The sequence below is a fragment of the Ruegeria sp. AP7 genome, from assembly GCF_056539905.1.
Window position 1 is genome coordinate 68412 of record NZ_JBQFVT010000002.1, and the last position, 21058, is coordinate 89469.

General features: G+C 57.0%; 17 protein-coding genes. 10 read left to right on the forward strand and 7 right to left on the reverse strand.

The genetic code is table 11. The annotated features are described in order from the left end of the window. The first annotated feature begins 258 nt into the window (after nt 1-258). The 10 genes from ACR0KN_RS05145 to speB all read left to right on the forward strand — a co-directional run bounded on the left by ACR0KN_RS05145 (nt 259) and on the right by speB (nt 11327). Entirely contained in the window at nt 259-1527 is a 1269-nt protein-coding gene (locus ACR0KN_RS05145) for an imelysin family protein (RefSeq protein ID WP_480651886.1), read from the forward strand. A gap of 128 nt (nt 1528-1655) precedes the next feature. After that, complete coding sequence (locus ACR0KN_RS05150) at nt 1656-1949, forward strand: (2Fe-2S)-binding protein (RefSeq protein WP_480651888.1); 294 nt, start codon at nt 1656-1658, stop codon at nt 1947-1949. Beyond that, on the forward strand, nt 1897-2382 hold the full coding sequence (gene bfr / locus ACR0KN_RS05155; protein ID WP_480651890.1) for a bacterioferritin: 486 nt from the start codon (nt 1897-1899) through the stop codon (nt 2380-2382). The genes ACR0KN_RS05150 and bfr overlap by 53 nt, the downstream gene beginning before the upstream one ends. A 16-nt stretch (nt 2383-2398) precedes the next feature. After that, a complete protein-coding gene (locus ACR0KN_RS05160) occupies nt 2399-3889 on the forward strand; it encodes a di-heme oxidoreductase family protein (protein ID WP_480651892.1) in 1491 nt (496 codons plus the stop codon). Between the two features lie 3 nt (nt 3890-3892). Next, a complete protein-coding gene (locus tag ACR0KN_RS05165; protein WP_480651894.1) occupies nt 3893-4903 on the forward strand; it encodes an imelysin family protein in 1011 nt (336 codons plus the stop codon). Nucleotides 4904-4906: 3 nt separating this feature from the next. Then, on the forward strand, nt 4907-5992 hold the full coding sequence (locus ACR0KN_RS05170) for a DUF1513 domain-containing protein (protein ID WP_480651896.1): 1086 nt from the start codon (nt 4907-4909) through the stop codon (nt 5990-5992). 102 nt (nt 5993-6094) lie between these two features. Continuing rightward, nucleotides 6095-7984, forward strand: a complete 1890-nt coding sequence (gene speA, locus ACR0KN_RS05175; protein WP_480651898.1) for a biosynthetic arginine decarboxylase — start codon at nt 6095-6097, stop codon at nt 7982-7984. 14 nt (nt 7985-7998) lie between these two features. After that, complete coding sequence (locus ACR0KN_RS05180; protein ID WP_480651900.1) at nt 7999-9210, forward strand: saccharopine dehydrogenase family protein; 1212 nt, start codon at nt 7999-8001, stop codon at nt 9208-9210. 108 nt (nt 9211-9318) lie between these two features. Next, a complete protein-coding gene (gene nspC / locus ACR0KN_RS05185) occupies nt 9319-10488 on the forward strand; it encodes a carboxynorspermidine decarboxylase (protein ID WP_480651902.1) in 1170 nt (389 codons plus the stop codon). After that, a complete protein-coding gene (gene speB, locus ACR0KN_RS05190; RefSeq protein ID WP_480651904.1) occupies nt 10485-11327 on the forward strand; it encodes an agmatinase in 843 nt (280 codons plus the stop codon). Before nspC ends, speB begins: the two co-directional genes overlap by 4 nt. Here speB and ACR0KN_RS05195 read toward each other — a convergent pair. From ACR0KN_RS05195 to ACR0KN_RS05225, 7 genes are all read right to left on the reverse strand, one after another. After that, nucleotides 11324-11914 (reverse strand): HD domain-containing protein, encoded by a 591-nt coding sequence (locus tag ACR0KN_RS05195; RefSeq protein WP_480651906.1) that lies wholly within the window; start codon nt 11912-11914, stop codon nt 11324-11326. The two genes, speB and ACR0KN_RS05195, sit on opposite strands and share 4 nt — an antisense overlap. 85 nt (nt 11915-11999) lie before the next feature. Then, nucleotides 12000-13133: an LPS export ABC transporter permease LptF gene (gene lptF, locus ACR0KN_RS05200; RefSeq protein WP_480651908.1), complete on the reverse strand. Its 1134-nt coding sequence runs from the start codon at nt 13131-13133 to the stop codon at nt 12000-12002. A 72-nt stretch (nt 13134-13205) separates the two neighbouring features. Beyond that, on the reverse strand, nt 13206-14621 hold the full coding sequence (gene qhpG / locus ACR0KN_RS05205) for a flavin-dependent monooxygenase QhpG (protein ID WP_480651910.1): 1416 nt from the start codon (nt 14619-14621) through the stop codon (nt 13206-13208). Nucleotides 14622-14625: 4 nt separating this feature from the next. After that, nucleotides 14626-15936, reverse strand: a complete 1311-nt coding sequence (locus ACR0KN_RS05210; protein ID WP_480651912.1) for a radical SAM protein — start codon at nt 15934-15936, stop codon at nt 14626-14628. Continuing rightward, entirely contained in the window at nt 15933-17693 is a 1761-nt protein-coding gene (locus tag ACR0KN_RS05215; protein ID WP_480651914.1) for a ferritin-like domain-containing protein, read from the reverse strand. The genes ACR0KN_RS05210 and ACR0KN_RS05215 overlap by 4 nt, the downstream gene beginning before the upstream one ends. Beyond that, on the reverse strand, nt 17686-19359 hold the full coding sequence (locus tag ACR0KN_RS05220; protein WP_480651916.1) for a hypothetical protein: 1674 nt from the start codon (nt 19357-19359) through the stop codon (nt 17686-17688). The genes ACR0KN_RS05215 and ACR0KN_RS05220 overlap by 8 nt, the downstream gene beginning before the upstream one ends. Before the next feature lie 39 nt (nt 19360-19398). Continuing rightward, on the reverse strand, nt 19399-20964 hold the full coding sequence (locus tag ACR0KN_RS05225) for an FAD-binding oxidoreductase (RefSeq protein ID WP_480651918.1): 1566 nt from the start codon (nt 20962-20964) through the stop codon (nt 19399-19401). Between the last annotated feature and the right edge of the window lie 94 nt (nt 20965-21058).

Below are 21058 nucleotides of genomic sequence, written 5' to 3' on the forward strand. Positions count from 1 at the left end.
AGAGCATTAACAGTACTGCCGCGCATTTCATCTCAATCACCATTAAACAAACAAATCTCATAATATTTTAGTCTAATTACCCTCCTGCGCAATTGGCTTACATGAATTTCAACCCCACCAGATATGAGGAGGCAAATTCAGACTTTATATCTGACAATAAAAGTCAGGTTGACTTTCTTGACTAATTAACTCAGATATTTCCGCGTCCACCCCGTAACTGTGCGGGAACCGAACCCGTTGAGAAGGAATGAATTCCAAATGACCAAATTATTCACTGCGACCAGCGCACTTACGTTGAGCATCGCAAGTGCAGCTGTCGCCGACGCCCCGTCTAAAGCGGATATTCTGAGCACCTATGCCAACATCGCGGAAGCAAAATATGACGACAGCCTGATTGCGGCAAAGACGCTGCAGACTGCCGTTAATGCGCTGCTTGCCGATCCGTCGGACGCAACGCTGACCGCAGCACGCGCTGCATGGGTCGCCGCGCGTGTGCCTTATCAGCAGACCGAGGTTTATCGCTTTGGCAACGCTATCGTCGACGACTGGGAAGGCAAAGTGAATGCTTGGCCATTGGACGAAGGCCTGATCGACTATGTCGACGCGTCGTACGGAGGCCCGAGCGATGAGAACGAGTTCGCCGTGCTGAACGTCATCGCCAACCCCAGCTTTGAACTGTCTGGTGAAACCATCGACGCCAGCGAAATCACCCCTGCTCTTTTGTCGGATACGCTGCACGAGGCTGACGGGATCGAGGCCAACGTCGCCACCGGCTATCACGCCATCGAATTCCTGCTGTGGGGTCAGGACCTGAATGGCCATGGCGCTGGCGCAGGAAATCGTCCTTATACCGACTATGTAGACGGTGACGGCTGCACTGGCGGTAATTGCGATCGTCGGGCCCAGTATCTGAGCGCCGCAACCGATCTGCTGATCAACGATCTGGAATGGATAACCGCCCAGTGGGCCGAAGGTGGCGAAGCGCGCGCCGCTCTTGCCTCGGACGAGACTGCCGGTGTCAGCGCGATCCTGACCGGCATGGGCTCACTATCCTATGGTGAACAGGCGGGTGAACGCATGCGCTTGGGCCTGATGCTGAACGATCCCGAAGAAGAGCATGATTGCTTTGCCGACAACACCCATAACAGCCACTATTACGATGGTCTGGGCATCCAGAACGTGTATCTGGGAAGCTACACCCGTATCGATGGCACTCCAGTATCGGGTGCATCGTTGTCCGATCTGATTGTCGCAACCGATCCGTCGTTGGATGCAGAGATGAAAGCCAAGCTCGCGAGCACCATGAAAGCTTTGGGCAACATCAAGTCGACCGCCGAGGCTGGTTTTGCTTATGACCAGATGCTGGAGCGCGGCAACGAAGGCGGTGAAGCTCTGATCATGGGTGGCGTGAATGGACTGATCGACCAAACCAAAACCATCGAACGTATCGTGACCCTGCTGGAACTTGACCAGATCGAGTTCGAAGGCTCGGGCAGCCTGGATAATCCTGACGCGGTATTCCACTAAACGCTATGGCCGGGCGCGATTGAATTGCGCTCGGCCCTTTCTACGAAATGGGTGTGGCGTCTTGACACTGGACGCAAAACAAAAAACCTACTATTTCACTAAGAATAACGAAATCAGGCTGAGTCGCCATGATTGTATGCCACTGTACCAATATCTCAGACCACGACATCCGCGCGGCGATCAGCTGGATGCGCACCGCAGACCCGCAGACCATAATCACGCCTGGCAAGATCTATCATGCCCTTGGTAAATCAGCGGATTGCGGCGGATGCATGCCTCTTTTCCTAGACACAATGCGTTCTGACGATAATCTGGAAGTCCCCATGCAGCTTCGAACATTGCGGTCCGGAGCATCACAGGAGAAGTCACATGAAAGGCGATCCCAAGGTTATCGATTATCTCAACAAATCACTGCGGCATGAACTGACGGCTGTTAGCCAGTACTGGTTGCACTATCGCCTGCAGGAAGATTGGGGGCTTGGCCATATGGCTAAGAAAAGTCGCGAAGAATCCATCGAAGAGATGGAGCACGCGGACAAGCTGATTGAACGTATTATTTTTCTCGAAGGTCACCCCAACCTGCAAAAACTTGATCCCTTGCGGATCGGCCAGACACCCAAGGAAACTCTTGAATGCGATCTGGCAGCCGAAATTGATGCAAGAGCTCTCTATAAGGAAGCGCGCGAGTATTGCCGGGATGCCGGCGACTACGTGTCGATGTCTCTGTTTGAGAAATTGATGTCCGATGAAGAGGACCATATCGACTTTCTCGAAACGCAGCTCGACCTCTATGAAAGGATTGGCGAAGCCAACTATGCGCAACTCAACGCATCAACCATGGACGAGGGCGAGTAGGCTCGCCCTGGCATCGGTGGCCGCACTGTCGGCCACCCCCTCCCTCGCGACCGAGCTACGGGACCCACATCTAAACTTCATTCCCAGAACAGACGAAGAGCGTGCGCGGATTGCTGCGGTGACAGCCTCACCCGAAAAGTTCAGTGCACCCCAGCGGTTCGAAGAATTATCCGCTGGCGCGGCGACTGTACGCGTTCGTACCGATGCCGATGCGTTTTCTCAGCCCTCCGCCAACATCAGTTTCGAACAGGAACTGGATTTCAAAGTAGGCAATGGATTGTTCAAGAAAATCTGGGTCTCATCGCCCTCCTCAACACTGGCTTCAGATGGGTTGGGCCCGCTTAATAACGCCCGCTCGTGCCAGCGGTGCCACATCAAGGATGGGCGCGGCCATACACCTAATGGACCGGATGACAACGCCGTCTCGATGTTTCTACGGGTCTCGATTCCCGGCAACCCAGAGGATGCTCCTGCCGAGATTGATGACTATATCGCCACCTTGCCCGACCCGAATTATGGCGGGCAGATGCAGGATTTCGCTCTGGCCGGCCATCCGGCAGAATATCGGTTGAGCATCACATACGAAGAAGTCCCAATCGAGCTGTCCGAAGGTGAATTTGCTTCGCTTCGCCGCCCGACCTACCATGCGGCCGACTTGGGGTATGGCCCATTGCATCCCGACGCCATGCTCAGCCCCCGAGTCGCGCCACAGATGATCGGCTTGGGATTGCTCGAATCCATCCCGGTTGAGGACCTGTTGGCACGGGCCGATCCTGATGATGAAGATGGCGATGGGATTTCGGGACGACCGAACATCGTGTGGTCGTTAGAATTTGGCGAACCGATGATGGGCCGCTTTGGCCACAAAGCCGGAATGCCTACGGTGATGGAGCAATCATCGGCGGCCTTTGCGGGTGATATCGGCATTTCTAGCCCGCTTTACCCTGCCCCCTTCGGCGATTGCACCGAGCTGCAGACCAACTGCATAGATGCCCCGCACGGTGACACTGATGTGCGCGGGTTTGAGATTGACCAAATCGGCATGGATCTCGTCGCTTTTTACAGCCGCAATTTGGGTGTCCCCGCCCGGCGTGAGACTGATGATCCACAGGTATTGCGCGGCAAAGAAGTGTTCCACACATCTGGCTGTGCCTCCTGTCACACACCTGCTTATGTCACCCATCGAATGCCCGATCGACCCGAACACAGTTTTCAATTGATCTGGCCCTACACTGACCTGCTGCTGCACGACATGGGCGAAGGACTGGCCGATAACCGCCCCGAGGCCCGCGCCACGGGCCGTGAATGGCGTACTCCGCCGCTGTGGGGGATTGGATTGACAGAACGTGTCTCGGGCCACACCCAATTCCTGCACGACGGTCGGGCACGCTCTCTGCTCGAGGCTGTCTTATGGCATGGCGGAGAGGCCCAAGCCGCTCACGACACGGTGGTATCAATGCCCAAGTCTGACCGTGATGCGCTGATCCAATTTCTAGAGAGCCTATAGTTGATGCGAAGCCTTATCCTATTTACCGCTTTGTTGATCCCATTCTGCGCTTATGCGCAGGATCGCGCGCCGATTCTGATGGATGTGACTGAAACACATATCCTGCCGCGCTTTGCGCAATTGGCGGATTCGACTGACACCTTGGCCACCACCGTGCAGGCCGATTGTGAGCCACAATCGGATACCCTGCGTGCAGCCTATTCTGCAGCATTCGATAGCTGGATCTCAGCCAGTCATTTGCGGTTCGGTCCAACCGAGACGGATGATCGGGCCTTTGCCATGGCCTTCTGGCCCGACACCAAAGGTTTCACACCAAAAACCCTGTCCCGGCACATCAAAGACGAAGACACAGCTGTCGAGTCGCCTGCCGCATATGCCGAAACGTCGATTGCCGGGCGCGGATTTCTGGCGCTTGAACGAATGCTGTACGATCCAGCCATGGCCGAACAAGGTAACGTCGCCTATCGCTGCGCGCTGATCCGCGCCATCGCTACCGACATTGATCGGAATGCAGATGCAATGAACGCCGATTGGCAGAGTTTCGCACCAAATCTGACCCAGCCGGGCGACGACAGCCCCTATCGCTCGGGCGATGAGGCGATGCAGGAACTGTACCGGGCGCTGTCAACGGGCCTAGAATTCACCGCTGATACGCGGCTCGGTCGCCCCTTGGGTACATTCGAACGTCCTCGTCCAAACCGTGCCGAAGCGCGCCGGTCAAAGCGATCATTGCGCCATGTGGAGCTATCATTGATCGCGCTACGCGATCTGGCCACCCGCCTGTCCTTTGACCACCCCGAAATCGCAGCTGATCTTGATACAGCCTTTGCACAGGCAATTGATCGGGCGCAGTCGCTGGATGACCCCGCCTTTGCCAAGGTCGACACACCGCAGGGCCGCATCCGGGTCGAAGCATTGCAACAATCGATCCACAAGATTCGCGAGATCGCCTCAACCGAGCTTGGTCCAACGCTCGGCATCAGTGTTGGGTTCAACTCACTGGACGGAGACTGAGCTTTGACCAACCGGCGCAATTTCCTTGCAGGTCTCGCCGCTGCCAGCCTGACGCCCGCATCCGGCTGGTCATCAGTGGGCGCGCCTGTTTATCTTGCCGCCGGGCTATTCGCCGATGGCAGCTATCGGCTTTCCGGGCTGGATAACGCGGGCGCCATACTCTTCTCGATCCCTTTGCCTGCGAGGGGCCATGCTGCAGCCGCCCATCCGTCTAAGGCGCAAGCCGTCGCCTTTGCACGCCGTCCGGGCACATTCGCCATTGTGGTAGATTGCAAAAGTGGTGAAGTCATCAAACGACTGACAGCCCCAAAGGGCCGCCACTTCTACGGGCACGGCACATTCTCGACCGATGGTACACGGTTCTTCACGGCCGAGAACAAATATGAAGCCGCAGAAGGTGTTATAGGCGTTTGGGACGCCAACAGCTTTGTTCGGCTCGGAGAGTTCGCCGCGGGCGGCGTTGGTCCCCACGACATAAGACTGATGCCCGGCGGTGACATGCTTGTTATCGCCAATGGCGGTATCGAAACCCACCCCGATACTGGCCGAACGAAGCTTAACTTGCCTACAATGTTGCCCAATCTCGCCTATGTCGACCTATCGGGTTCGGTATTGGCAAAAGTGGAGCTAACCGGCGTGCAGCACAAAAACTCAATCCGTCATCTTGCTGTGCGTGGCGATGGTCTTGTGGGTTTCGCGATGCAATGGCAGGGCAATCAGACCAAGCACCCACCCTTGTTGGGCTTGCACAAACTTGGCGAAAACCCTCGCCTGCTTTCCGCCCCTGAAACACAGCAAAGCGTGTTGCAAGGGTATGCCGGTAGCATCGCGTTTTCCACCAATGGACATTCAGTTGCAATAACCTGCCCCAGAGGCAACGCGCTACATCGCTTCGATGTGACGAGCGGTGCTTTAATGAATGCCTACACGCTTGAGGACGTCTGCGGATTAGGCGCTGGCGCAGAAGATTTGGTATTCACCACCGGTACCGGTGCCTTTGGGTCTCTGAATGCCGCGCACGCCAAAATCTCGTCTCGGCAGGATTGCCAATGGGACAACCATTTGATCCCAATCCAAACAACCGATTAATACGCCGCGAGAATCGGATTCGCAGATAATGCTTGGACGAATCGAACCGCTACCGTATTGGCAGGCGCGAAACCTGCACCCTGATTCCAAGGATAAACCTGATTGAAACAACCGCCCATCGCACCGCATTCCATCTACGGGGTTGAGAAATGGGGCAAAGGCCTCATTGAGGTGACAGATCAGGGCGAGATCGGTCTACGTAATCCGATGGCTCCCGATGCCACTGCGATTAGCCTGCCGGGTATCCTCAGTGATTTGGATGATCGGGGTATCAAGGCGCCGATGGTACTACGTGTGGCGTCTTATCTGGAACATGAGATCGCGCATTTGAATGAAAGTTTCCGCGACGCAATCAAGCGCGTTGACTACAAAGGCCAATATCGCGGCGTTTTCCCGATCAAGGTGAACCAGCAGGCTCAGGTCGTCGATCGTATCGTCGAGTTCGGCAAGAAATACAATTATGGGCTTGAGGCCGGTTCCAAACCCGAACTGGTCGTCGCGCTGGCCCACCGCTTGGCCTCCGAGGCGCTCATTGTCTGCAACGGCGTCAAGGACGCCGAGTTCATCCAGCTTGCGATCCTCAGCCGCAAGATCGGTTTCAATACGGTCATAGTTCTGGAAAGCCCAAAAGAGGCTGACACGGTTATCGAGGTCTATAACGAGCTTGGCATCGAGCCCTTGATCGGCGTACGGGTCAAGCTGACCAATCAGATCAGCGGTAAATGGGAAGAAAGTTCGGGCGACCGATCCGCCTTTGGGATGAACACCGGCCAATTGGTTGCCACAGTGGATAAACTGCGCGACGCCGGCCTGCTGCATTGCCTGAAGCTGCAGCACTCACATCTGGGCTCACAGGTACAGGACGTCAACGACGTGCGCCGCGCTGTAGGCGAGGCGTGCCGCTACTATACCGAACTCACGCGCGAAGGCGTACCGCTCACTCATTTGGACCTGGGCGGCGGTATGGGTGTGGACTATACCGGCGAAAAGAAAGCCGCAGAAAATTCAATCAATTACACGGTTGAAGAATACTGCGCAAACGTGGTCGAAACTGTGGCCTATGCCATGGACGAAGCTGAAATCGATCATCCTACGCTTATCACTGAAAGCGGGCGGGCAGTCGTGGCCACATCTTCGATGCTGGTCTTTAATGTTCTGGAGAGTACGCTTTACGACGCCCCGACCGGTCCCGAAGTCGAAGCTGATGATCATCATATGGTCTCGGATCTCGCTGCAGTTCATGGCTATCTAAGCAGCGATCGGCTGCAGGAATGCTGGAACGACGCCACCTTCTACCGCAACGAGCTGCGCGCGCTCTTCCGGCGAGGCTATGTCGACCTGCGCCAGATGGCCCGTGCTGAACGGATCTACCTGTCGCTTATGGCACGCCTCAAGTCTCTGGCTGCAAATGATGATCTGGAGTCGGATGTGGACGACCAATTAGAGAAAGTGGCCGATATCTACCACTGCAACTTCTCACTGTTCCAATCCCTTCCTGACGTTTGGGCCATCGATCAACTTCACCCCATCGTCCCACTACAAGGCCTGAACCAAACGCCTGACCGCCGCGCCGTTCTATCAGACATCACCTGCGACAGCGACGGCAAGATCGACCGGTTCATTCTGGCCGACGGTGTCTCACCCAGTCTGCCGGTGCATTCCCTGCCCGAAGATGATGAGTACTTCATGGGTGTATTCTTCGTTGGCGCTTATCAGGAAACCTTGGGCGATCTGCACAACTTATTCGGCGATACCAACGTCGTCACCATCGACCTGCGTGCTGACGGAGGCTTTGATCTGCTGCACGAACAAGAGGGCGACACGATCAGCCAAGTCCTGTCTTACGTGGAATTCGACCCACAGGATTGCGTCGCCGCCTTCCGCAAAATGGTGGACGAGGCGATCTCGACCGGTACTCTGAAAGCCAAGGACCGCAAAACCCTGATGAGCGCCTATCGCGACTCGATCAACGGCTACACCTATTACGAATAAAAAGGAGACAGACCATGGGCAAAACACTGGTTGTCGGCGCGGGCGGCGTATCTCACGCTGCAGTGCACAAGATGGCGATGAATTCGGACATTTTTACCGAAATCACCTTGGCCAGCCGCACAAAATCGAAATGCGACGCCATCGCCAAGGCGGTGAAAGAGCGTGTGGGCGTCGATATCAAGACCGCCGAACTGGACGCTTACAAGGTCGAAGACACGGTCAAGCTGATCAAGGAAACCGGCGCAGAAATCCTTGTGAACCTCGCCCTGCCCTATCAGGATCTGGTGCTGATGGACGCGTGCCTTGAGGCGGGCATCCATTATCTCGACACCGCAAATTATGAGCCCGAGGATGAGGCCAAGTTCGAATACCATTGGCAGTGGGCCTATCAGGATAAGTTCAAAGAGGCCGGTCTGACAGCGATCCTCGGCTCTGGCTTCGATCCGGGCGTGACCAGCGTATTCGCCACTTGGCTGAAGAAACATAAGCTGGACACCATTCGTCAGATCGATGTGCTGGACGCTAATGGCGGCTCGAACGATCAGGAATTCGCCACTAACTTCAACCCCGAAATCAACCTGCGCGAAGTGCTGGCCGAAGTTCGTCACTGGGAAAACGGCGAATGGAAACATTCCCCTGCCATGACCCATAAGGTCGAGTTCGACTTCCCCGCCATCGGCCCCAAGAACATGTATCTAATGTATCACGAGGAACTGGAATCACTCTCGACCCACTTCCCCGAAATCGAACGCGCCCGCTTCTGGATGACCTTCGGCGATGCCTACATTACACACGCCAAAGTGCTGGAGAATGTCGGCATGACCCGCATTGATCCGGTGATGCATGACGGCAAGGAAATCATCCCGATCCAATTCCTGAAAACTCTGCTGCCTGATCCCGGTGACCTGGGTGCAGAAACCAAAGGCAAAGCCTGCATCGGTGACATCGCCACGGGCCAGGCCAAAGACGGCTCGGGTGAGAAAACCTATTACATCTACAACATCTGCGACCACGAGGAATGCTATGCCGAGGTCGGCAGCCAAGCCGTCAGCTACACCACCGGCGTACCCGCGATGATCGGTGCCGCACAAGTGCTGAAAGGCAACTGGGTGCAGCCCGGCGTCTGGAACATGGAACAGCTGGATCCGGACAACTTCATGGACATGCTGAACACCCACGGCCTGCCATGGCAGGTCCACGAACTCGACGGCCCGGTCGAGTTCTGATCCCTCAGGATCGGTCTGAGCGACGGTCCTGCTTCATCTGGCCAAAAATATCCCGGGGATCCGGGGGGTTGGTCCCCCGGACCTCTCCACCCAACGGAGACGCCTGTTATGTCCGATATGATGACCACACAGGCCGGCGACGCCGGAGCCTTCCGCAACTTCGATCTCAGCCGGGTTCCCTCGCCGTGCTTTGTGGTCGACGAAATAGCCGTCGAACGGAACCTGACCATCCTCTCCGAGCTCGGCAACCGCTCAGGCGCGCATGTCCTGAGCGCGCTCAAGGCGTTTTCAATGTTCTCGCTCTCCCCATTGGTCCGTAAATACCTCGGCGGCACCTGCGCGAGCGGTATCTATGAGGCGCGTTTGGGTCGTGAAGAATATGGCGGCGAGGTCGCGACCTTCTGCGCCGGGTACAAAGACGCAGACATAGATGAAATTCTCACTCTGTCCGACCATATCATCTTTAACTCTCCGGCTCAGAAGGATCGCTTCCTCTTCAAAGCCCAGGCAGCAGGCGTACAGGTTGGCCTGCGTATCAACCCCGAGCACTCCGAGGGTGAGATTCCCAAATACGACCCCTGCGCGCCTTGCTCACGTCTCGGCACGCCTGTCAGCCAATTGACCGCAGACGCCCTGACCGGCGTCGATGGGTTACACATGCACACACTCTGCGAACAGGGGTTCGAGCCGCTGCAACGAACTTGGGACGATGTGGAACCCAAACTCGCCCCCTTCACGGACCAGCTCAAGTGGCTGAACTTCGGCGGCGGCCATCATATCACCCGCGATGACTATGACCGCGACGGGCTGGTGGCCTTCATCAAAGCCATCCGCGCAAAACACAACGTCGACGTCTATCTCGAACCCGGGGAGGCGGTGGCGTTGGACGCGGGCATTCTGATCGGAGAAATCCTAGACCTACCAACAAATGGCATGAACCTCGCAATCACCGATATTTCGGCCACCTGCCACATGCCCGACGTGATCGAAGCGCCGTATCGCCCCGCCCTGATGGACGAGGCCGCGTCAGGCCATACCTACCGTCTGGGCGGTCCGTCCTGTCTGGCCGGCGACGTGATTGGCGATTACACATGGGACAAGCCGCTGGAGATCGGCCAGCGCTTTGCTTTCCTCGATCAGGCGCATTACTCGATGGTCAAGACCAACACCTTCAACGGTGTTCCCCTGCCCACCATCGCCTTATGGAACAGCGAAACAGACGAACTGAATATCATCAAACAGTTCGGCTTTGACGACTTTAAGGACCGCCTTTCATGAGCATTTTTCTTGATAGTGAACTGACCACATCCGAGCGCACCGAGGACGCCCGCTTCCGCGTGATCCCGGTGCCTCTGGAGCGCACGGTCTCTTACGGATCCGGCACCGCAAAAGGGCCTGAGGCGATCATTGAGGCCAGCAACGAGTTGGAGCGCATCACGGGCCACGCAGAACCTTGCGTAGACGGCATTTTCACCGAAAAACCCATCGATTGCGACGCCGCCCTGCCTGACATAATGGAACGCCTCGCCCAACGCACCGAAGCTGCCATCCGTGCGGGCAAAGTGCCCGTGACCTTAGGTGGAGAACATTCGCTCAGTTTTGGCGCAGTGATGGGTGTCGCCCGTGCGCTCAACAAACCCATCGGCATCGTCCAGGTCGACGCCCATGCCGATCTGCGCAACGCGTATCAGGGGGAAAAGCACTCCCATGCCTCGGTCATGCACCTTTTGGCCGAAGAAGGCATCCGGCTGGCGCAATTCGGCGTTCGTGCCTTCTCGACCGAAGAAGCACAGAGCCGTCTGAAGAACCGCGTTTTCCATGTGGACGCCGAAGAATTGGTGACTGGTAATATCCATTCGGTCGACCTGCCCGAGGATTTTCCCGAACTGATTTATGTCAGCTTTGACGTGGACGGGCTGGATCCATCACAAATGCCTGCGACCGGCACGCCCGTACCCGGAGGGCTGGGATACTATCAGGCGTTGCACCTGGTCGAGCACGCCCTGAAGGGCCGGAAATGTGTGGGCTTCGATGTGGTCGAGTTGGCCCCAGACGGCAATGCCGCCTGGGACTTTACCGCAGCTCAGATCGTCTATCGACTGATAGCCGCCTGTTAACCTTCAGACGTCTCGTTCAACTCCATATGCCCCTCGCCCTTGTTTAAGACGCGGCGTAGCATGGGTTCAAAGAACTCCAGCGGCTTTGTTGGATAATCAGGGTCAAACGCTTTCTGATCGTATTCGTGGCAGAAATATCGGCAGTCCTCCCAATACGGGCTGTCGCGATACTTGTCGCGCGCATTCCGGTCACCGCCGAGATGGTGATTATAATAATATCCCTGAAACACACAGTGGTGCTTGAGGATCCAATGGGTTCTCTCGCTTACATATGGCTTCATCATCGCAGCTGATAATTCACCGTGATTATAAGGCGACAGAATATCACCCGTGTCATGGATCAAAGCTGCTACAACCAACTCTTCATCGGCACCATCCTCATAAGCGCGTGTCGCGGCTTGCAGGCTGTGTTGGTAACGATTCACCGGATAAGGCGTCCAGTCTTCGTTGAGCGATCGGATGGCATCGAGTATACGATCTGGCAGAGCCGCGTTATAGGCCTCTTCATACTCCATGACCGCATCCCAATCGGCCTTCGTTGCCTCTTCAAAACTGGTCCAGGTGGGTTTGTGGGTTTTGTCCAGCATCGCGCGCTCCTGTGGCTGCTTTCGCGCCTAGATTAGACAGACCGATCAACAACGCAAAAGAATTCGACGCGACAAACGCCAAGTATCATGCAGAGGTAATGGCGCCGTTGCCGGATGACTTACGGAACAAGGGGCGTCCGGCAATAGCCAGGAACAGGCCTGACAATGCGACGCCCAGTATCGCCGGAAGGTAAAGCAAAATCCACAAACGTGGATCTCCGATCACTACAGGTGAAACAAACCCCCTTACGCCTTCCAACAATACAAGAATCGTGAAGGCTCCGAGTATCTGGGGCCACAAGCCAAAACGCGAAAAACTGCCGAGCATGAGCGCCGAATAGCCGACCAAGGCAACCGCAATACAAATGGCGATCCATGAGAATCGCTGATGCAGTTCATCAACCAGATGACCGACGCTGTGGTAATCTTTCATGGCAACAGCTTCCCGATCCCAGATCAGCTCGATCGTAGGTATCGCCTCAAGGCTCCGGTGGCCCATTTCCGAGTTCAGTGTCAGCTCTGAAATGTCGTAGGATGCATCTTCGAACAACGTTGATGACAACGTGTTGCCAGCCTCATCAAATCGCAGCGCAACCCCGTCTAGCATAACCAGATGAATGCCTGAGGTCTGGTTGACCAGATAAGCTGTGGAGCTGGAATAGCTGACGGGATTTATCGCTTCTCGCCGGTCCGAAACAAAGACCTCACGCAGCGTACCGTCCAGATCGATGCTGCCAATATAGACGGTTACACCGTCTGCCGGGTGCAGGAATTCGCCTTCATTCAGCAGCTGAGCGGTCACATCACCAGCGACTTCATCCTGTCTTTTCTCCAGCTGATCAACCGATGCAGGCCGAAGAAACACACTGATGACCGCCATTATCAACCCAGCGCTCAGCCCGAACATCAAAACAGCGCGCGCCAGACGCCAAGGGCTCGATCCGGTCGCCAGCATCACCGTCATCTCACTTTCCCGGCTCAAGCGGTTGGTCGCATAAACAGCGGCGGCAAACACCGCCATCGGCATAACCGTCCGGATCAGTGTCGGTAGGGTCAGCGCGGTGAATTCCAGAAACACCATTGCAGACTGGCCGCCGCTGATCACGCGGTCAAACAGGCTGACCGAACGTGTGATCCAGAAGACACCGACAAGGACCAGAGTGAAAAAGCCAAACAGCACCAGCAGTTGCCGCAGGAAATACCCATCAAAACGCGACATGCGACCTCTTGTTACTTGGCGGTTGGCGTTGCGGCGAAGCTTATGCCATTCGGATGGCAGAGGGAACCGTGATTAAGCCCGATCAGTTGCCGGGATCAGTATGCGATGGTGCCAAAGCCAGTCCAGAATGCGAGCCGCTCGTTCGGCATCGAGTATATCTGACCAACATGCAACGATCGTGCTCGCGTTTTGTGGCCAATGTAAGCGCTGCAACAGAAGGCCAAGCGAAGCACCCTCGAGATTTGCGACAGGCCGCTGAAGATTAGGGTGCTTCAAAACAAGTCCCGGCTCAATATGCGCGGCGACCTGAACCCCAGACGTAATCAGCCGTGTTTTCGAAGACAGGGTCAGGGACAAATCGTTGCGCAACTTCTCTGGGTTCGGGTCGGTTCGAGGCGATTTGAGCCATTCCAACGGATGTGCCCGCTCGGCCCAGAACGGCGAAGGACTGACCGCATGCTGCCTCGCATAGAAATCCGCCGACAGCGCGGCGTGGGTCTGTACACGCTCAAACTGGCGGTCTGTGTAGAAGGTCAAAGCCAGTTCGCTGTGTTTGGGCGTATCCAGCAGCGTGTTTATCACTGCTGCGGCCTGCACTGCCTGCCCCATGGCCAATTGCACCCCTTGCGATGACAAAGCGTCGACCGAGAAACCGGCTTCCCCGACCCGCAGTAGATCTCGCGCCGGAGGTGTGACCTCGGTTCGACTGCTTGCATCCACCCTCCGGATTGGCCCGATCCGGCGCTGTTCCAGACAAGGGGATAACAAGGTCGATTGCGCCAGCAGGTTCAGGTAAAGATCGCGCCGGTCCGCAGGTGAAAGCCCTTTGCAGCTCTCGGGTTCAACAAAAACCATTGCATTGACCACCCCACCCGGCAACAGCGCACCCCAGTACCAGTGCGACTTGCCTGCTTCGACCCGCGCTTGTGGGCCGAAGCCTGGCGGAACCTGCCAATAAGCATAGAGCGCCAATAGAGGCTGAGAAGCCGGGCGAAACCTGCGGCCCAGCCCGGCTTGCCGGCCTGCGGCATCCAGAAGGATCCGAGCCTGAACCTGGAATGCTTCCGTATCGGTACGTACTGGTATTTCCCAGCCTGATCTATCGCGCATCGGGCGGTATGCCCGTGCGGGCTGGATGATCTCAACTCCCGCCGCCCGCGCGGCCCGCAGCAGTACCGCATCAAACTGGCCTCGATCCACTAATAGACCAGGGTAATCGCCGTCAGCACCGCGACGCTCAAACGTTCCGGCCCAATGCAGGATCGATCCGCTTGCGCGCAGAAACCCGGCTTGCGCCACGGTTTCTTCGACGCCCAGAAGGTTTAGGATCGGCCAGATTGTTGGTGGCAGAGATTCTCCGACATGCTGGCGCGGAAAGGTTTGTCTTTCGATCAGGCAGACGCGACGACCCAGTTGAGCTAGCCTCAGCGCCGCCGCGCTGCCTGCTGGGCCGCCACCGATTACGCAGATTTCAGTCTCGATGACCATCCGATCAGGCAGAGGCCGCCTGCGTAGGCACGCCAAAATAATCGGGCCTCGCTTCGGACAAGCGGACATAGGCCTGAAGGCAATAGTGCAGCCAGCCGCGAATGTAGTCGCAGGCTGGGCGTCCGCGGTGGATGACCTCGTGATGACACCCACCGCCACATAGATACCGCGCCCAGCACGTATTGCAGGGTGACTGGGTGTGCACGTGACGGTCCGCCAACCAGTTTTCGCGTCGCAAGTCGGGGCCATCATAGACATCGCCCATGGCTCCGGCTTCGTCCTCGACAAAGCGATGGCAGGCAAACAGGCCACCATCGGCGGACACGCCGAAATATCCGCCCCCTGCCCCGCAGGCATAGGGCCGATGGGTGCCGCGATGGATTTCCTGCATCGCCGCCGCCATGTTTGAAAACGGATACCGCCGTCCTTTGATCACCGCCGCCTCGAACACTTCACCACAGTGGATCATCTGGGTCAGCATCTCGTCCAGATCGTTGCGTTCCAGCTCATGTTGACCATTGGGCGACGCGAGCATTGGCGAGAAGCCGATCGAGTGGAAACCCATCCCCACGAACTGCTCCAGCGTCTCTGGCAGGTTCATATTCTGCGGCGTGACCGTCACCCGGGCACCGACCTGCATCCGGTGCTGTGCGGCCAGAAGCGGCTCGACCCGTTTCAGGATCATGTCGAAACTGCCCCGCCCTCCTCGATTTGGGCGCAGTTTGTCGTGAATCTTGCCCACGCCATCCAGACTAATGGTGACCGCAAATCCATGTGCCTCAAAAAACGCGGCATCCTCGGGTCGCAGTAAGGTTCCATTGGTGGTGATCGAAAAGCCAACGCTCAATCCGTTTGCCTGCGCCTGTTTTACAGCATATTCCGTGGTTCGATGCACAAGATCACGGTTGATTAGAGGTTCTCCACCCAGATAGGCGAGGTTGATCCGCACACCGGGTTCGGCTTCGGCCACCAACCGATCAACCGAGGCCTTGGCGACCTCCCACTCCATATTCCGCGCGGGACCGCCAAATTCGCCACCCGCCGCATAGCAATAGGTGCAGGCCAGGTTGCATTTCTGCGCCACGGCCAGTGACAGCGAGCGCACGGGCAGGTCCTGTGGCAGTGTATCGTCGATGAATGGAGTACCATCCAACCCCATGGACCTGAGGAAAGCACTTTGGCCCGCGGTGTTCATCGCCGCAAACCGGCCCGCCGTGCCCTCGGGGACGTCGAAGACGCGCGAGCCATCGATGGCGAGCATGTGATCTCCATTCCCTGTTTCGAAGAAATGCACCTGTGTGGCGGGTGCGATCACGCCTTGCCCTCCGTCCAGAAGGGAATGCCGATCCCTTGGGCCGCCAGCGCTTCGCCCTCGACCCGGAACAGCTTCATGTCATCGCGCACCTGCTGGATAAAGGTCTGAGACTCTTCGAATTTGCCACCCGCTTCAAGCGTATAGGCATTGGCCAACCCATCCTTGACCTTAGCGTAGAGTTCCAACGCTGTTTTGGCCTGCTCTTCGGTCCCGACCTTAATCGGGCGCAAGTAAGCAGGAGTACCTTCGCCGGTATCGTACTTGGCCAGAACATCCTTCATCTGGCTAAAGCGCAGGAAATGCTCGTCCCCGTCGGTGTCGATCCGCACCGCCAGCGCATAGAGGCGGCGTTCGGGGAATAAGTCCTCCTGCTCCAGCGTTGCAACACATTGCGCATAAGCGCGGTCGATAAAGCCGCCGGGGCGCTCGATCTCGATGAAATCCGCAAGCGCCTCAGCCGTCAAAGGACGCAGCGCGCGCGGCTGCGTCTTGCCCTTGCCGGCTGGCAGAGTTTCAGACGGGGTCAGGATCGGTTCATACCCTTCTGGCTCAAGCTCCCACAGCAGTTGGTTCGCCCAGCGCATATGGGTCATCTCGCCAATCGCAACCTCCAGAACCGAACGCCGAGCAAAGATCAGGTCGTCCTTCAGCGTCGGCCATTTCTGGGTGTCCGCCGTTTCGGGATCCGCCAACGAGAAATAGGCATAGAGATATTGCAGGCTCAGTGTCATCTCCATCGCGGCCAAACGGGTCTTGAGGTCATTGATCATGTCCTCAGGCGTCTCGTAGGGACAAACACCCGGTAACTCGGGATCAGCCACATAGACCTCATCGATTTCGCGGCCTTCCACGACGATGGGCAGTTCGCTCCAGATCTGGTTCACCTGATAATGGTCGATCTGATAGGGGCGGTTCTGTTCCACCGTATTCAGCGCCGCAACATTGCCGGATGGAGATTTGTCCGAGCGCAGCCAATCCAGATAGGTTTCGGCCTCAATCGGGTTCTTCGACTGGCCCGAAGGCAGCTGATCGTCATGCGCCACCTCGGCCATCACCACATCGGGATGGTTCGAGGGCCAGTAGTGGCAGCCGCAATCGCGGAAGTCATGGGACCACGGGTTGCACAGACTCTGCGTCAATTCTCCGGGATCATAGGCTTCGTTGAAGACACCCGCCTCGGTCCGGTACTGGCGACGGAATCCGTGCAGGACCACCTGCTCAGTATCCACGCTGCCTTCGTGATTGCGCCGCTCCAGAGCAATACTGACCGGTTTGTCATCGCCATGTTCCAGACTGCGGATAAACCGCCAGATCATCAGCCCGTCATAGGGCGTGCCGTCTTCCTCCTTGAAAGTGATGCGCTTGCCGCTTTGTTCGACCCATGACAGGAACCAGCGCCCTTGGCTGAGCTTTGCGCCTACGTCGCCGCTGTAGGCCTCCAGCAAGGTCTGCACCCATTCTTCGGGGCTGTTGTCAGGCAGCATCGGGTCGTAGAAATAATCGACAAAGACCAGATGGAAGCCTTGTGAATTCTTCGGCGCCTCGGGCACGGGGTTCAGCGGCACGCGCGCGGCGTTGAACACCAGACCGGGGAAAAAGCGCCGATCAAGGTTGCGTACATCCATTTCCAGACCGGGAAAGCAATTGCCCACCGATCCATCCAGTCGCGTGTTGTCAGGGTTGCCCGGTACCTTATAGGCCGCGCGGGCGGTCAGGTTGCGGGGTTTGACGCGGATTTGGCCGGGTTGATCAGACATTCTGAGCCTCCGATTCTTGTGCAACCAGATAGTCGATGAACGATATCACCAGATGATACTGCCTGCGCGACAAGGACAGCGGGTAATAATTGGAATCGCGCATATAGGGCGGCATCCGCGCATCGTGCATCGAATCTCGAATGATCCGCGGATCGCGGAATTCCGGGTTCGGGGCCTGATCGGGGTTCGGGTCGGTCTCAAGTTCGGTCAGGATGCCGTAAGGCGGGCGCAGCAGCGTTTTCACAAAATCCGTGCGGCGGCGCAGGAAGTCCAGCAGGTTGGCCTCATCAATCAGCTGCTCATGCACGAATTTCGTGGCCACGGTGTAAGGTAGCCGGTCATTGGGCACCGAGTTCGAGAAGACCGAGATCGGCTGCGGACGGATCAGTTCGTCGATCTTGTCAGGTGGCCTTGCATCCTCTTCCGTCATGGATTTCGCATCGGTTGATGGCAGGCCCGGCGTCGGGGAAATCCCGGTCTTGGCCTGCAGCTTGGCATTATCTTTCAAGCCCTGCGCCCGGATATCATCGAGGTTGATCAGGCTATTAGTCTCAAACGCGCGGCGGAAGATATCAACCACCTCATCCTTAGCCTGCGTGTAGTTGTCTTCTGTGACCGAAATCAACGACAGATCGCGGTCTGCCAGATCATCTTCAAGGCTGTAGAACGGCCTAGCGTCCGGCGCAAAATCGGGTGGTCCGGTCATGATCGTCGCGCGCGCGGTCAGACGCTCGCCGCGTACGGCCAGCGTCGCCTCAATTACACCATCGCTGGTGTCATCGGCCACACCCCAGGACTGGTCATTGCCGACGCGGGCGCCATCATAGCTGTCATGCGGCTCGGGATCGTCCGAGGTGCCGGACATCATGATCCATTTCGACCAAGGGGTGTCGGGGTTCAGGATACGGTTCTGTTCGGGCACGATTTCATGGATACGGCCATATTCCGATTTCGGCGGGTCGTTCTGGTATCCCGGAACCGCTAGCGTCGCCGGGCCGTAGGCTGCATCGGGCGGGCCATAAACCTCGCCCTTGGGGGGCATGAACCGCAGACGCAGAATACTGCGGTCGATGAACTCACCTTCAACCGGCTCATCGTGACCCTGCACCGGATGGATCGCACGGATCGAGCCCAGCGGGATCGGGTTGTGCTCGTAGACCATCGGCTGCTGCTCCGAGGTGTAGGGGCTAAAAGCCAGTAGGGGTTTCGGGGCGAAATCCTGCCCCGCAATCTCGACCCGAGCGCGAAATCCGCAGGCCGCATCCCCGGTCCGACGCTCGGCCTTGGTATTTCCGACGGTGACCGAATAACGCACATTCTGCAGCGACAGCCCCTGATCGTCGAGCAGATCCAGCGTCAACGGCGTCTCATATTCCTCGCCCGTCTCGGCGTCATGCATCCGCGCCCACAGTTCAAAGAACGGAGCAACAGGGCGCAGCGCGCCGCCTTCGTCGCGAAAGCGGATCATATCGGGGTCGGGAAGATAGGCCGAAACGCTGCCATCTTCGGCTTCGCGCAGGGTTATGTTCGAGCGGATGACCGTCTTGTTGTTGCCATGGGCATCCATGTCCTGCTGCCACTCATAGCTTTCCAGCGGTGTTTCACCCGGTCCCAGGCGAGCAACCGCCATGGGTGGCAGAAAGAAAATCTCTCGGATCGCGTCCATGCTGGGCCCTCCCCCGTTTGGCCTTGGCTGCCCCCTCTTTCAGGGGTTCGAATAGTCTTGGTATGTGATCTTCGGATCATCAAAGATAGGTTTCGATGTGTCGCGGACGATGTCGGACGGCGCATCGTCGGGCACCGGCGAAATGCTCTGCTGATAGTGGAAGAAATTGTCCGGATCGAATTTCCGCTTCACGAACAGCAACGAGCTGAAATATTCGCCCCAATACTGCCAGCGATAGTTCTTTTGCGTCCGACGAGGGTAGTTCTGATAGACCCGGTCGATGAAATATCCTTCCTCGGTCATCAGTTCCATGAACCCGTCGAGCCAGGGCACGACGATCTCTTTTTCTTCTTCCGACACCCAGAACACATCAACGTAGAAGTTCAGCGACACATCACGGTGGATGAAGGCGTTACCCTCTTTGCCCAGTGGCATCCGGTTGATCGCGCCGCCATAGGGTTCGATCGCAACCGCGCCATAGGCGTTGGGCGTGCTGTCGAGGTAGTCCACGACGCGCTGCCATTCGCCCGCGTTGAGCTGGCGTTTGATATACCCGGCCTGCTTATCTTCGCGCGCCTGATCGGGCACGACAGGGATGTCGTACTTGTCGTCGTAAAGCCACGAGTTGATTTCCTGATAGGTGCCATAATTCCGGTCATCAGGCCCCATCTCGCCGCCGATTTCTTCGCTGAGCAAGGGCTGGATAAATGCGTTGCCCTCTTCGGCCGTCCCATCATAAAGCGCCGACACCAGCAGCACTTTCTTATCGCCCTGAAAAGCAAGGAAAATATAAGCTCCGAACCGATCATCATCGCAGGTGCTCATATAATTGGCCTGAAGGAACTCCAACGCCTTTGCGGCTTTGTCCAGCGGCCATGTGATATGGCAGCCCCAGACCATATACAGCGGGTGCAGCTGGTAACGGATCTCCAACAACACCCCAAAATTGTTGCCCGTCCCGCCCCGGATGGCCCAGAACAGGTCGGGGTTCGTGTTTTTGTCCGCGATCACTATGCTGCCATCCCACAGCATCACGGTTACGCCCAGGACATTGTCGCAAGCCATCCCGTAGCGGCGAGAGGTAAAGCCATAACCGCCACCCATCATGAAGCCTGCGACGCAGACATCCTGACAGGCCCCGCCCGGCACATGCAGGTGATAGGAATTCAACTCAGAGTTCAGCATCTTGAACGGCGTACCCGGACCGACATAAGCCATCGGCACCTCAGGATCGACGGTGACATACCGCATTTTGCTGGTGTCCAGCACCATCTGGTTGTTGACCGAATACCCCGCCGTGCTGTGGCGACCAGACCGTGCCACAACCCACAAGTCGTGCTCACGTGCGAAAGCAAGACTGGCGCGCACATCCTGAATGGTCTCGCAATAGACGATGATCTCAGGGTAATCCTGAAAGGCCGGATTCCAAACCTGCCGGTCATTGTTGTAGTCGGGGTCGGTGGGCAGAGTGACCGTTCCGATCAGTTTCTTTTCAAACGCGCGTATCTGCTCGGGCGTGATCGAGTGATATTGCTGCAGCGCCAGATCAGTGCGGCTTTGCGCCACAATATCCTTGGCCAGAAGCGTTTTGCTGATCTTCTTCATAGGGTCTCCTCACACCAAATGAATTGGTAGCGTGGAAACGCATATCCCCACGCCACAACTATGAATTTTCGGTATCATCCCATATCTGCCGCTG

Bases quoted from the DNA above. Each gene is read 5' to 3' on its own strand.
- ACR0KN_RS05165 (WP_480651894.1), top strand. From the start codon at position 3,893: ATGCGAAGCCTTATCCTATTTACCGCTTTGTTGATCCCATTCTGCGCT.
- ACR0KN_RS05180 (WP_480651900.1), top strand. From the start codon at position 7,999: ATGGGCAAAACACTGGTTGTCGGCGCGGGCGGCGTATCTCACGCTGCA.
- qhpG (WP_480651910.1), bottom strand. From the start codon at position 14,621: ATGGTCATCGAGACTGAAATCTGCGTAATCGGTGGCGGCCCAGCAGGC.
- ACR0KN_RS05215 (WP_480651914.1), bottom strand. From the start codon at position 17,693: ATGTCTGATCAACCCGGCCAAATCCGCGTCAAACCCCGCAACCTGACC.
- bfr (WP_480651890.1), top strand. From the start codon at position 1,897: ATGAAAGGCGATCCCAAGGTTATCGATTATCTCAACAAATCACTGCGG.
- ACR0KN_RS05225 (WP_480651918.1), bottom strand. From the start codon at position 20,964: ATGAAGAAGATCAGCAAAACGCTTCTGGCCAAGGATATTGTGGCGCAA.
- ACR0KN_RS05195 (WP_480651906.1), bottom strand. From the start codon at position 11,914: ATGCTGGACAAAACCCACAAACCCACCTGGACCAGTTTTGAAGAGGCA.
- speB (WP_480651904.1), top strand. From the start codon at position 10,485: ATGAGCATTTTTCTTGATAGTGAACTGACCACATCCGAGCGCACCGAG.
- ACR0KN_RS05150 (WP_480651888.1), top strand. From the start codon at position 1,656: ATGATTGTATGCCACTGTACCAATATCTCAGACCACGACATCCGCGCG.
- nspC (WP_480651902.1), top strand. From the start codon at position 9,319: ATGTCCGATATGATGACCACACAGGCCGGCGACGCCGGAGCCTTCCGC.
- ACR0KN_RS05145 (WP_480651886.1), top strand. From the start codon at position 259: ATGACCAAATTATTCACTGCGACCAGCGCACTTACGTTGAGCATCGCA.
- ACR0KN_RS05220 (WP_480651916.1), bottom strand. From the start codon at position 19,359: ATGGACGCGATCCGAGAGATTTTCTTTCTGCCACCCATGGCGGTTGCT.
- lptF (WP_480651908.1), bottom strand. From the start codon at position 13,133: ATGTCGCGTTTTGATGGGTATTTCCTGCGGCAACTGCTGGTGCTGTTT.